The organism is Paraburkholderia edwinii (assembly GCF_019428685.1).
Classification (GTDB): Bacteria; Pseudomonadota; Gammaproteobacteria; order Burkholderiales; family Burkholderiaceae; genus Paraburkholderia; species Paraburkholderia edwinii.
Genome location: NZ_CP080095.1, coordinates 3,138,614 through 3,151,175 on the forward strand (window position 1 = coordinate 3,138,614; position 12,562 = coordinate 3,151,175).

At 63.6% G+C, this 12,562-nt stretch carries 9 protein-coding genes; 5 read left to right on the forward strand and 4 right to left on the reverse strand.

Annotated features, from left to right (window positions below):
- Positions 1-16: 16 nt before the first annotated feature.
- The 3 genes from lplT to KZJ38_RS13890 all read left to right on the forward strand — a co-directional run bounded on the left by lplT (position 17) and on the right by KZJ38_RS13890 (position 5,725).
- Entirely contained in the window at positions 17-1,315 is a 1,299-nt protein-coding gene (gene lplT / locus KZJ38_RS13880) for a lysophospholipid transporter LplT (protein WP_219796453.1), read from the forward strand.
- Between the two features lie 260 nt (positions 1,316-1,575).
- Positions 1,576-4,257 carry a DNA mismatch repair protein MutS gene (gene mutS / locus KZJ38_RS13885; protein ID WP_219796455.1) on the forward strand — a complete coding sequence of 894 codons (2,682 nt, stop codon included), beginning with the start codon at positions 1,576-1,578 and terminating at the stop codon, positions 4,255-4,257.
- A 31-nt stretch (positions 4,258-4,288) separates the two neighbouring features.
- The gene (locus tag KZJ38_RS13890; protein WP_425518251.1) at positions 4,289-5,725 is read left to right on the forward strand and encodes a hypothetical protein; all 1,437 of its coding nucleotides are present in this window, start codon (positions 4,289-4,291) and stop codon (positions 5,723-5,725) included.
- Here the strand turns inward: KZJ38_RS13890 and KZJ38_RS13895 are convergent.
- Complete coding sequence (locus tag KZJ38_RS13895; RefSeq protein WP_219796457.1) at positions 5,705-6,247, reverse strand: FKBP-type peptidyl-prolyl cis-trans isomerase; 543 nt, start codon at positions 6,245-6,247, stop codon at positions 5,705-5,707. The two genes, KZJ38_RS13890 and KZJ38_RS13895, sit on opposite strands and share 21 nt — an antisense overlap.
- A 33-nt stretch (positions 6,248-6,280) precedes the next feature.
- Between KZJ38_RS13895 and KZJ38_RS13900 the strand changes: the two genes are divergently transcribed.
- Positions 6,281-7,561: a cupin domain-containing protein gene (locus tag KZJ38_RS13900; RefSeq protein ID WP_219796458.1), complete on the forward strand. Its 1,281-nt coding sequence runs from the start codon at positions 6,281-6,283 to the stop codon at positions 7,559-7,561.
- Positions 7,562-7,880: 319 nt separating this feature from the next.
- Here KZJ38_RS13900 and KZJ38_RS13905 read toward each other — a convergent pair whose 3' ends face one another.
- The 3 genes from KZJ38_RS13905 to KZJ38_RS13915 all read right to left on the reverse strand — a co-directional run bounded on the left by KZJ38_RS13905 (position 7,881) and on the right by KZJ38_RS13915 (position 11,041).
- The gene (locus KZJ38_RS13905) at positions 7,881-8,174 is read right to left on the reverse strand and encodes a hypothetical protein (RefSeq protein ID WP_219796459.1); all 294 of its coding nucleotides are present in this window, start codon (positions 8,172-8,174) and stop codon (positions 7,881-7,883) included.
- A gap of 229 nt (positions 8,175-8,403) precedes the next feature.
- Positions 8,404-10,752 (reverse strand): DNA repair helicase YoaA, encoded by a 2,349-nt coding sequence (gene yoaA, locus KZJ38_RS13910; RefSeq protein WP_219796461.1) that lies wholly within the window; start codon positions 10,750-10,752, stop codon positions 8,404-8,406.
- A 76-nt stretch (positions 10,753-10,828) separates the two neighbouring features.
- Complete coding sequence (locus tag KZJ38_RS13915; protein ID WP_219800330.1) at positions 10,829-11,041, reverse strand: DUF465 domain-containing protein; 213 nt, start codon at positions 11,039-11,041, stop codon at positions 10,829-10,831.
- A gap of 18 nt (positions 11,042-11,059) precedes the next feature.
- On the opposite strand from KZJ38_RS13915, the gene KZJ38_RS37140 reads away from it, so the two are divergent.
- A complete protein-coding gene (locus KZJ38_RS37140; RefSeq protein WP_219796462.1) occupies positions 11,060-12,181 on the forward strand; it encodes a hypothetical protein in 1,122 nt (373 codons plus the stop codon).
- The last annotated feature ends 381 nt before the right edge of the window (positions 12,182-12,562 follow it).

Here is a 12,562-nt window from a genome sequence, read left to right on the forward strand (position 1 = left end):
GACCTTCAATCGCTCCATGAAAAAAGGCTTCTACACGATCATCGCGGCGCAATTCGTCTCGTCGCTGGCAGACAACGCCATTCTGATCGCAGCGATCGAGCGGCTCACGATCATCCGTTCGCCGTCGTGGGTCACGCCGATGCTGCAGATCCTCTTCACGGTATCGTACGTGCTGCTCGCGCCGTTCGTCGGCGCATTCGCGGACGCGCTGCAAAAGCGCTACGTGATGTTCATTGCTAATGCATTGAAAGCGGCCGGCTGCCTGCTGATGATCTTCAGCGTCCACCCGATGATCGCGTATGCGGTCGTCGGTCTCGGCGCCGCCGCGTATTCGCCGGCGAAATACGGCATTCTCACTGAACTGCTGCCGGCCGAAAGGCTGGTCGTCGCGAATGCGTGGCTCGAATCAGCAACCGTGCTATCGACGATCGTCGGCACGGTGCTGGGCGGCGCACTGATCAGCAGCTATGCCTCGCGCTTCGTTTCCCACGCGCATCTGCCGCTCATCACGTCCGCCGCGGACCTCGCAATGCTCGTCGTCATGCTGACCTACGCGTGCGCGGCGGCGCTCAACATCGGCATTCCCGATACAGGCGCGCGCTACGAAAACCGGCTGCAAGAGCCGGGCAAACTGGTCGGCGAATTCGTCCGTTGCTTTAACGTGCTGTGGATGGACCGGCTCGCGCAGATCGCGCTGTGGGTCACGACGCTGATGTGGGGCAGCGCGGTCACGCTGCAGTTGCTCGTGCTGAAATGGGCCGATGTGAATCTGGGCCTGTCGCTGTCGAAAGCCGCGGTGATCCAGGGCGTCGCCGGCATCGGCATCGCGCTCGGCGCTGTAGCCGCGGCCGCGTGGATTCCGCTGCGCGGGTCGCTGCGCGTGCTGCCGGTGGGCATTATCGCGGGCATCGTCGCGATCGCGATGGCGTTCTACAGCAAAGGACTTTTTCCGCCCGGCGTGGGCTTGCGCGTCGGCCCGATCTTCGCGCCGGTTTACATCATCCTTGCCTATCCGTTGATGATTCTGCTCGGCGCGCTGTCGGGCTTCTTTATCGTGCCGATGAATGCCGTGCTCCAGCATCGCGGCGCGACGCTGCTTTCCGCGGGGCACTCGATCGCCGTGCAGAACTTCAACCAGAGTCTGGCCGTGCTGCTGATGCTCGGCGCTTACGCGCTGCTGTTGACGGCGAAGATGCCGGTGCCGTGGATCATCGCGACATTGGGCACGTTCATTACGGTGCTGATGTGGATCGCGAAGCGGCATAGCGCGGCCAGCGCGAAAAAGGTCGATCTCGGCGCGATGATTCGCGAGTGACACAGGGAACGACGCGGGAACGACGCGGAAACACGCGGGACAATGCGGAAAGACGCGGCGCTCGCACAGGAACCTGGCCATCCGGCCAGGGTTCACACCAGCTGCCGAAGGGTTAAACTCACGCCCTGAACCGCAACGCATTCAAGACACCGAGGATGGGCATACAAATCGCAGCTGCTGACGAAGCACCCCGAACCTCTGGGGCATCCGGAGCCGTTTCAGGCACCGCGGCCCCCGCGCCCGATGCCACGCATACGCCAATGATGCAGCAATACCTTCGCATCAAAGCCGAGCACCCGGGCACGCTCGTGTTCTACCGCATGGGCGACTTCTACGAGCTCTTCTTCGACGACGCCGAGCGAGCCGCGCGGCTGCTCGATCTCACGCTCACGCAGCGTGGCGCTTCCGCGGGCGCGCCGATCAAGATGGCGGGCGTGCCGCATCACGCGGTCGAACAATATCTTGCGAAGCTCGTCAAGCTCGGCGAATCAGTCGCGATCTGCGAGCAGATCGGCGACCCGGCCACCTCGAAGGGCCCTGTCGAGCGTAAGGTCGTACGCGTCGTCACGCCCGGCACGCTGACCGACGCGGCGCTGCTGTCGGACAAAAACGATGTGTACCTGATGGCGACGTGCGTCGCGCACAACCGCCGCGGCGTCGTGACGTCGGTCGGCCTCGCATGGCTCAATCTTGCGAGCGGCGCGCTGCGTCTCGCCGAAATTCCGCCCGATGGCGTCGCGGCCGCGCTCGAACGCATCCGCCCGGCCGAAATTCTTGTCGCCGATGTGCCGACGTCCGACGCCAACGCATGGGCGCCGCCCGCGAACGGGAGCGGCAGCGGCGCGCTCACGCGCGTACCGGGCTGGCATTTCGATATCGCATCGGGCAGGCAGCGCCTGTGCGATCAGCTCGATGTCGCGAGCCTCGACGGCTTCGGCGCGCAAACGCTGACCTGCGCGTGCGGCGCGGCGGGCGCTCTGCTGCTTTATGCGGCGGCCACGCAAGGCCAGCAGCTGCGGCATGTGCGCAGCCTCAAGGTCGAACTCGAATCCGAGTACATCGGCCTCGATCCCGCGACGCGGCGCAACCTCGAACTGACCGAAACGCTGCGCGGCACCGAGTCGCCCACACTCTGCTCGCTGCTCGACACCTGCTGCACGACGATGGGCAGCCGCCTGCTGCGGCACTGGATCCATCATCCGCCGCGCGACGCATCGTATGCGCAGGCGCGTCAGCAGGCGATCGGCGCGTTGCTCGATGCGTCCGCGCAACTGAATCCCGCGACGAGCATCGATACGCTGCGCGGCGCGCTACGGCAGATCTCCGATATCGAGCGCATTACCGGGCGGCTTGCGTTGCTGTCCGCGCGGCCACGCGATCTGTCGAGCCTGCGCGACACCTTTATCGCGCTGCCCGAGCTGCGCACCCAGCTTGCCGCGATCGCCGCGAATGCCGATTCGCTCGCGCGCCTCGATGCATCGCTCGAACCGCCGGCTACCTGCGTCGAACTGCTGTCGCGCGCGGTTGCGCCGGAGCCCGCGGCCATGATCCGCGACGGCGGCGTAATCGCACGCGGCTACGACGCGGAACTCGACGAACTGCGCGATATTTCGGAGAACTGCGGTCAGTTCCTGATCGACCTCGAAACGCGCGAGCGCGCGCGCACCGGCATCGGCAATCTGCGCGTCGAATACAACAAGGTGCACGGCTTCTATATCGAAGTGACGCGCGGCCAGACCGACAAGGTGCCCGACGACTATCGCCGCCGCCAGACGCTGAAAAACGCCGAGCGCTACATCACGCCTGAACTCAAAACATTCGAGGACAAGGCGCTGTCCGCGCAGGAACGCGCGCTGGCACGCGAGAAATCGCTGTACGACGCGCTGCTGCAGGCGCTGCTGCCGTTTATCGCGGATTGCCAGCGCGTCGCCGGCGCACTCGCCGAACTCGATTTGCTCGTCGCATTCGCGGAGCGCGCTCGCGAGCTCGATTGGGTCGCGCCGTCGTTCACGCCGGCGGGCGGCATCGAGATCGAACAGGGGCGGCACCCGGTCGTCGAAGCGCAGGTCGAACAATTTATCGCCAACGATTGCCTGTTGAGCCCCGAGCGCAAGCTGCTCCTGATCACCGGTCCGAACATGGGCGGTAAATCGACGTTCATGCGGCAGACCGCGTTGATCGCGCTGATGGCCTATGTGGGCAGCTACGTGCCGGCGCGGCGCGCGTCGTTCGGCCCGATCGACCGTATCTTCACGCGTATCGGCGCGGCCGACGATCTCGCCGGCGGCCGCTCGACGTTTATGGTCGAGATGACCGAAGCCGCCGCGATTCTTAACGACGCGACGCCGCAAAGCCTCGTGCTGATGGATGAAATCGGCCGCGGCACGTCGACCTTCGACGGCCTCGCACTGGCATGGGCAATCGCGCGGCACCTGCTGGCGCATAACGGCTGCCATACGCTTTTCGCGACGCACTACTTCGAGCTCACACAGCTGCCGGCGGAATTCCCGCAGGCGGCCAATGTGCATCTGTCGGCGGTCGAGCATGGCCACGGCATCGTGTTTTTGCATGCGGTCAACGAGGGGCCGGCTAACCAGAGCTACGGGTTGCAGGTCGCGCAGCTCGCGGGCGTTCCGTCCGCGGTAATTCGCGCGGCACGCAAGCATCTTGCGCATCTCGAACAGCAGTCGGCCGCGCAGCCCGCGCCGCAACTCGACCTGTTCGCGGCGCCGCCAATGGCCCACGATGCGGACGACGGCGGTTACGACCAGCATCGCGACGACGACCGTGACGATGCCGCGCCCGCCACGGCCGATCCGCTTGCCGATGCGCTCGTCGAACGCTTGCGCGCGATCGATCCGAACGAGCTGCGTCCGCGTGACGCGCTCGATCTGCTTTACGAGCTACATGAGCTGGCCGCAGCGCCGGACACGCAGCGCTGATCGCGCGACGGTCCCGGATCCGACCCGGACGATGCCGTCCGTGCATACAGCACGGGCCGCGCGGTCGATGCGGGCCGCGTGGCCGGCATGGAGCGCAGCCGCAGCCCTCCTCGCCTGCGCAAGCGGGCTGCCCCTTAACGCCCACGCTGCTGACACACACTATGCGTTCGCGGTTCTCGGCAGCACGCTGCAAAGCAACGCCGACGAAGCCCCCACGCAACGACTGATCGACGCGATCGGTCGCGATCCGCAAATCGCCTTTATCGTCTACGACGGCAATCTGAAAAGCGCCGACGAACCGTGCCGCGACTCGCTGTTCGAAGCGCGCGAGGCCTTGCTGCAAGCGTCGAAACCGGCGCTCGTCTTTATTCCCGGCCAACACGACTGGGCCGACTGCGGCACAGCGGCGGCCGGCGGCTTCGATCCGGTCGAACGTCTCGACCAGTTACGGCAGACGCTCTTTACCGACGCATCGTCGATGGGTCAGAACCCGCTGCCGCTCGCGCGCGAAAGCGAGGTCTCGCGCTTTCGCACGTATCGCGAAAACGTGCGCTGGCAGCTAGGCGATACGGTCTTTGTCGGTTTGAACGTGCCGAGCCCGAACAATCACTATCTGACCGCGGGCGGCCGTAACGGCGAGTTCGAAGACCGCGTGATCGCCAATTCGTTCTGGCTCGATCATGCAGCCGAATACGCAAAACGGCGTGATGCGAAGGCGGTGGTCGTGTTCGTGCAAGGCGATTTCGATCCCGAGCGCTACGAGCGGCGTGAGCGTTTTGCGTGGCTGCGTTTCGAACACAAGCCGCGCGACGGATATATGGAGTTCAAGCGCAGCCTCGTGAAGCTTGCGGAATCGTTTCACGGGCCCGTGCTCGTGATTCATCAGGACGACGAGAAATTGCGCGGCGGTTTTACGATCGACCAGCCATTGCGCAACGACAAGGGCGCACTCGTGACAAACCTCACGCGTATCGCGATCGCGCCGCGCAACCGGCTCACGCAGTGGATTCAGGTCGAAGCGGATTTCGCGCGCCGCGTGCCGTTTCGCGTTAGCGTGCGTGACGTGCCGAAAGACATGCCGCTGTTGCCCACGCCGTCGCTGCCGGCGCGCAACGACTACAACCCGCTGCCCGAACCGATGCCCGCAGTGCCCGAGTTTTCGCCGGCTTCGGAGTTGCCGCCGATTCTGCCGGAGCCGCAGCCGCAACCACAGCTGCAGCCACAATCGCAGCCGCAGTCACAACAGCTCGCACCTTCGCTTTCACAAACGCCCGGAATGAACGGCATGAACAGCGGGCCTCAACTGATTGGGCCCAATCCTTCTCCGTCGCAAGGCGCCATCCTGAATGGCGCCCAAAACAAAGGGGACGAAGCGGTCGATGATGTCGGGCGTGCGCCCGGCTCGTCCACTTCGTCCCCTTCGCCGGGAACGACTGCGCCAGCAGGTTCAGTGCAAAGTCGGCCCTGACTTCGGTTCGAGATCGTCGTCGTCCTCATCGTCGTAGACTTCGAGGCCATCGGCGCCATGCGCATGTTCGTGCTGGATTTCGTCTTCGGTTGCTTCGCGCACTTCCTTGACCGTCAGCGCAAAACGCAGCGCCATGCCCGCAAGCGGATGGTTGCCGTCGAGCACGACTTTGTCTTCCGCAACATCGGTAACCGTGTAGATCATCGTATCGAGATCTTCATCGCCTTCTTCGGGTGTCCCTTCGAATTGCATGCCGACTTCGAGCGGCTCGGGAAAGCGTTCGCGCGGCTCGATCTTCACGAGCTCAGGATCGTATTCGCCGAATGCGTCCTGCGGTTCGAGCTGAATCTGCGTCTGGAAGCCGGGCTCGCGGCCGTCCAACTCTTCCTCGATCTTGGGGAACGTGCCATCATAGCCGCCGTGCAGATAGACCATCGGCTCGTCGCTCTCCTCGATCAGATTGCCTTGCGCATCCGATAGCTTGTAGGCGACCGATACGACGGTGTTCTTTGCGATCTTCATTCGTCTCTCCAAGATTACCGCTCCTATTATACGATGCCCAAGCGGCCCAATGCCCAACCGGCGAGCCCAGGTTCAGCCCGGATTCACCCGCATCAAACGTTCCAAGCAGAGGCGTCCGATGGCTTCGCGGCACCCGCGCCCGATGTGCCGACAGCGCTATTGGGCAACCTCAGCCCTGCGCAGTTCATGCGCCGCTACTGGCAGAAAAAACCCCTGTTGATCCGTGGCGCGATACCGGGTCTCGCAGCACCGCTCACGCGCGACGAACTGTTCGCACTCGCCGATCGCGATGAAGTGGAAAGCCGACTCATCACGCATGCACGCAACAAGTGGGCACTCGAGCATGGCCCATTCGCGCGCGACGAACTGCCGTCGTTGAAGCAACGCGCGTGGACGCTGCTCGTGCAAGGTGTCGACCTGCATGACGAACGCGCACGCATGCTGCTCGAGCGCTTTCGCTTTGTTCCCGATGCACGACTCGACGACCTGATGATTTCATTTGCGACCGACGGCGGTGGTGTCGGCCCGCACTTCGACTCCTACGATGTGTTTCTGTTGCAGGTGCACGGCAAGCGCAGATGGCGCATCGGCGCGCAGCGCGATCTCACGCTCGAACCCGGCTTGCCGTTGAAAGTTCTACAACACTTTGAACCGGACGCCGAATGGCTGCTCGAGCCAGGCGACATGCTTTACCTGCCCCCGCATATCGCACACGACGGTATCGCGGAGGGCGAATGCATGACCTGTTCAATCGGCTTTCGCGCGCCGAGCGCAACCGAATTGACCTCGCAATTCCTTTATCACCTCGCAGAGAAGCTCGCTGAAAGGGTCGATAACGCGCAGGGCGCAAACGTTTCAGACCAACGCTATTGCGACCCGCAGCAGCCGGCCGTGACCCGTCCCGCGCAATTGCCGGCCGCGCTCGTGCAAAAGGTGGGCGCGATCCTTGCTAAAGTCCGATGGGACGACGGGGACGTCGCGTCGTTTCTTGGCGCGTATCTCAGTGAGCCGAAGCCGAGCGTCGTATTCGATCCGCCGCGGCGAGCGCTTGACGAGGTGCGTTTCATCAGGCAGGCGTCAAAAGCCGGTATTCGTCTGGATCGTAAAAGTCTGCTGCTATACGACGAGCGTGCGTACTACCTGAATGGCGAGGAAAACCCGCTTGCGGGCGCCAAAACATGGGTGCTGGAACTCGCCGATAGACGCCGTCTGAGTGGGAAACGCTTTGTAACACTCTCGCGGCATCCGTCGATGACAGCGAGACTTCACGAATGGTATTGTGCGGGCTGGATACAGGTAGGCGAACTGGGATAAGATTTCGCCGCTTGATATACCGTTATCGTGGGATTTTGTCTGGGAACTACAACGTATTGGCCCCGGATTTGTCGACGGTAGATACGAAAGTGCATATAATTTCCGCCCAAGCCGTACGGGAAAGATTCACGCTCATGAAGTGCGTCTCCACCAGCGGCCCGGGTCGGTGTTAGAGCACATTACCGGTAAATTTGCGCTGTTGCTTACCTTTAACCATAAAAGGACGTGATCATGAAGAAATCCCTCCTCGTAGCATCTCTGTTGGCGGCTATGGCACTTGCTGCATGCAGCAAGAGCAGCGACCAAGCTGCTGCCCCGGCTAGCGACTCGGCTGCTGCATCGGCTCCGGCCGCTGCTGCTTCGGACGCTGGCGCTGCCGCTTCGGATTCGGCTGCTGCCGCTTCGGGCGCTGCTGCTGCTGCGAGCGACGCTGCTGCTTCGGCTTCGGCTGCTGCTTCGGACGCAGGCGCTGCCGCTTCGGACGCTGCTGCTTCGGCTGCAGCTCCGGCTTCGGGCGCAAGCCAGTAAGCTGTAGCGAAGGGTCGCCGGAAGGCGACCGTGTGGGCAAGCCGCACGGTTCAGCCCCACAGAAGGCGAACAGTCGAAACGCCACGGATTATCTCCGTGGCGTTTTGCTTTTCAGGGGCTGGTTTGAGCCGCGTTCAAGGCTGTTTTGAACGGGCTTTATGTGCTCATTGAATCGATCTCAGTGAGTTGCGCTCATCAAGTCGCGCTCATTGAGTTCCGAATCGAGTCGCGCATCAGGTCTTCAATGAGCGGCGCTCATCGCTTCAATCACTCACGCGCCGCATACGAATGCATGCCGGGATGCACGCGGCATATTAAACGCCAGGCGTTCGATCGGCGAAAAACTCGCGCACCACATCGATCTCGCGTGTGCGCCTGAATGGCGGCAGGCTCTGCCAGATCCGCCGGCCATACGGCTTGTCGACCAGACGCGTATCGCAGATCATCAGCACGCCGCGATCGGTCTCCGCGCGAATCAGGCGCCCTGCGCCCTGCTTCAATGTGATGACCGCCTGCGGCAACTGGTGCACCGCGAACGGACTCAGCCCCTTCTTCGTCAATGCATCGAGACGTGCGGACAGCACAGGGTCGTCGGGCGGCGCGAACGGCAGCTTGTCGATCACGACAAGCGATAGCGCATCACCGCGCACATCGACGCCTTCCCAGAAGCTCTGACTGCCGACCAGAATCGCATTGCCATACGCGCGAAAACGTTCGAGCAGTTCGGTGCGGCTTGCATCGCCCTGCACGAGCAAAGGCATATTCCAGCCGCGCGATTCGATCGTATCGCGCAGCTTCGTCGCGATCCGGTCGACCGCGCGCAGCGTCGTGCATAGCATGAATACACCGCCGCCCGATGCTTCGATGGCCGGCAGCGCAGCATCGAATACCGCATCGGTGAAGACTGGCGACGATGGCTGCGGCAAATTGCGCGGCACATACATCAAGCCTTGTGTTTCGTAATCGAACGGGCTCGGCAAGGTCATCGAGCGGCGCGCGTTCAGACCCATCTGCGCGGCGTAATGCGTAAAGTCGCCGCGCACCGACAGCGTCGCCGACGTGAACACCCAGGCGCGCGGCACGCCGGCGCGCTGCTTCGCGAAAATCGGCGCAACCGAGAGCGGCGTCTCGTGCAACTGCACGGTGTGCGAGAACACTTCGATCCAGCGCACTTTTTCGTTCGAATCGGCTTGTGCTTGTGCGGCCTGCGCGCCATTGCCGCCGGCATCGCGCGAGGCGGGCTCGGGCGCTTCAGGCGAGGCGGTCGAGGTCCATCCGGCGAGCAGATCCTGCAACTCGCGCGCGCGCCGCACACACGCACCGATCGACTCGGCACGTTCCGCCTGGCCCGCCAACGCGGTCGTCAACGCATCGAGTTCGACTTCCACCGCATCGAGCGCGGCAAAGAGCGGATGGTCGTCGGACAGTTGGCTCACCGACAGACGCAGCGAATCTTCCTTGAACGTGAGCCGTACATCGCGCGTGGCGCGTTCGAGCGCCGCACCGAGCTTCACCCAGTCGACTGCATCGCGTGCATTCGAGAGGCCTTCCGCGACCGAATCGCGCGCGAGTTCGAGCAATTGCGCGGTCGACAAGGTCTCGCCGAAAAAGAGCGTTGCCGTTTCGGGCAGCTGATGCGCTTCGTCGAAGACGATCGTATTCGCGGTCGGCAGCAGCTCGGCCATGCCGGTGTCGCGCAGCATGATGTCGGCAAAAAACAGATGGTGATTGACGACGACGAGATCGGCCTGTTGCGCTTCGCGGCGCGCCTGCATGACAAAGCATTCCTTGTAATGCGGACACTCCTGGCCAAGACAGTTATCGCGCGTCGACGTCACCATCGACCATACCGCGGCGGTCTCGGGCACACTCGCGAGCTCGGCCTTGTCGCCGGTGCGCGTGATCTTCGCGAAACGCACGATCTCCTGCAGATACGACGTCTCCTGACGCGACGGCAGGCGACCATTGTCGGCCGTGCGCTGCAGATAGTAGTGGCACAGATAGTTCGCGCGGCCCTTGAGCATCGCAACCGATACCGGCACCGCGAGCGCATCGCGCACGGTCGGAATATCGCGTTGGAAGAGCTGGTCCTGCAGGTGCTTGGTGCCGGTCGAGACGATGACCTTGCCGCCCCACAGCATCGCCGGCACGAGATACGCATAGGTCTTGCCGGTGCCGGTGCCCGCTTCGACGATCAGCGTGTTTTCGCCGGTGTCTTCGGTCTTCGCGTCGGCGTCTGCGGTGGCAGCGCCGACGTCTTGCGCGCCCCGCTGCTGAGCCGACGACGAACCGGACGACTGCAAGCGCCGCGCAGGCCGCTGCTGCACGTCGAACATCGCGGGCTCAGGCATGGCGCGCCCCGATGCTTCGAGCGCCGCCGCCACCGCGCGTGCCATTTCGATTTGCGAGGCACGCGACCGGTAACCGTCGATCTGTCGTGCGAGCAGGCCGTCGGCGGCGAAGATATCGTTGAGTTCGGCGGCGCGCCGAGGCGTTAGCGAAGACGCGAGTGCGGTGCCCGCGGCATTGCGGTCGGCACGCGCGGCATCTTTGGCGTTCGCGCCTGACGCCGCATGGGCGGGTTCAGGAGCAGGCCCATTATCAGGCCCATGAGCGGCCCCATCCGCCGTGCTGCGGGACGAAGAATCGAGTGGTGCATTCAAGGCAAGCGGTTCCTGCAAATTCGGGCGAGAGCGTCGCGAAAGCGTGGTCGACCCGGGCGCCTGCCAGGTTCCGCACTCAGCTCTGCGCGTCCGGTTCGAGCTGCAATTGCAGCAGGATGATGGTGTCTTTCAGCTTGAGCTTGCGTTTTTTCAGGCGCTGCAGCGCGAGGTCGTCGACGCCGGGCTCTTCCGACATCCGGTCGATCAGCCGATCAAGCCCACTATGCTCCGATTCCAGTTGCAGAATGCGGTCGCGAAGTGTTTCTGCGTTGACGTGATGAGCGCGCATGCTCGCCTCCTCTCCAGAATGGGCGAAGCGCACGCGGCTTCCCGAACTTCGGCGGCGTTTCCGGCGATCGAGGCGCCGGCGCATCTGCCGAGGTTGCCGAGTTTGCCACTGTCGCGCGCGTCCCGCTCGAGGTTGCTGTCCGGCCTGAAACGCATTACTGCTGTCGCTGCTACGGTCTACGATCTACGGCTATTGCTGTTGCTGCTGTTTTTGCTGTTGTTCGAGCTGCTGTTGCTGCTTGAGCTGGTCCTGCTGCTTCTGCTGCGCTTTTTCCGCCGCCTGCTGCTGGCGGGCTTCAACATCTTTCTTGTGCTGCGCGGCGTCGACCTGCTTCTGCTGGAAGCGCTGCTGCTTTTCGGTACGTTCCTGCGCCTTCTGCGCGGCCTGCCGATGCGCCTCGTCGAGCTGACGCTGGAAGTCCGCCTGCTTCTGATCGTACGCCTTCTGATTGGCCGCCGCCTGCGTCGGGCTGATGCCGCGCTGCGCCTGATCGATCGCATGCTGGCGCTGTTTCTGCTCGTAGGCCTGCTCGTTGGCCGTACGCTGCGGCGCTTCGGACTGGCGCTGCGCCTCGTCGAGCGCATGCTGGCGCTGCTTGTCTTCGAAGGCTTGCTGGTTGCGCGCGTCCTGCGCGGCGCGCTGCGGCGCATTCGCGTCGTCCTGCGCCTGTTTGAGCGCCTGCTGCTGGTCACGCTGACGGGCGTGCTCGGCGCGCTTTTCGTCGTCGAGCGAAAGCTGCTGGCTGCGAATGTCGGCCTGGATCGCGCGCATCTTGTCGCGCGCCTTGTTCACGCAATGATTGACGAAGAACGTGTCGTAGCAGTTGTGCCGCTCGACCGCGAACTGGTAGTTGTTTTCCGCACTGCGATCGTCGAGCTCTTTCTGGCGCGCCGCGAATGCCTGGTCCGCGGGCGAAACCTGCGTCGCGTCGGCTGCGTCGGCGGCATCAGCCGCATCCGCGCCCTGCCCGGCATCGACACTGCCGGACGCTGCACCCGCTACACCCGACCCGACCTGCGCCGGCTCCTGCGCGTGGGCAGGCAACGGCAAGGCAAGCGCCACATGGAGCGCGCATGCCGCGATCACGCCCGCGCGGCAAGCACGCTTGACGGCAGCCGGCGCACGGTTCGAAAGACCTGACGCAGACGGGGCGCGAAACCACGAGGCGAAAACCCGCGCGAACGACGTCGACACGAACGACGGTGACAGAGCGGTCGGCACACGCGCGAAGCGAGGAAAACGGAAGGTGAGCAACGTCGTAGATGGGCAACGGAACATGCCCGAAATTCTAACATCCTGAGCTTGAGCGGCCCGGCATTTATGGCAAAATGCCCCGCTGCTTCATCGCGTTTTAGCCAGTTTCGCCCTGCTCTACCGGCAGTCTCAGCAACCCCGGCCGCCGCGCGCCAAAGGAACCGAAAGGACAACCCAACGGGACAAACCCGACGGGACAAACCCAACGGTACATTCCGCAGCGCGCCACCACGCGGCCCAGATCGATCCGGCACGAACATCAAGCTC

What these genes read in the sequence shown, in the direction of transcription:
- lplT (WP_219796453.1), top strand. Translation starts at nt 17, where the DNA reads ATGAAAAAAGGCTTCTACACGATCATCGCGGCGCAATTCGTCTCGTCG.
- mutS (WP_219796455.1), top strand. Translation starts at nt 1,576, where the DNA reads ATGATGCAGCAATACCTTCGCATCAAAGCCGAGCACCCGGGCACGCTC.
- KZJ38_RS13890 (WP_425518251.1), top strand. Translation starts at nt 4,289, where the DNA reads ATGCCGTCCGTGCATACAGCACGGGCCGCGCGGTCGATGCGGGCCGCG.
- KZJ38_RS13895 (WP_219796457.1), bottom strand. Translation starts at nt 6,247, where the DNA reads ATGAAGATCGCAAAGAACACCGTCGTATCGGTCGCCTACAAGCTATCG.
- KZJ38_RS13900 (WP_219796458.1), top strand. Translation starts at nt 6,281, where the DNA reads ATGCCCAAGCGGCCCAATGCCCAACCGGCGAGCCCAGGTTCAGCCCGG.
- KZJ38_RS13915 (WP_219800330.1), bottom strand. Translation starts at nt 11,041, where the DNA reads ATGCGCGCTCATCACGTCAACGCAGAAACACTTCGCGACCGCATTCTG.
- KZJ38_RS37140 (WP_219796462.1), top strand. Translation starts at nt 11,060, where the DNA reads ATGGGCGAAGCGCACGCGGCTTCCCGAACTTCGGCGGCGTTTCCGGCG.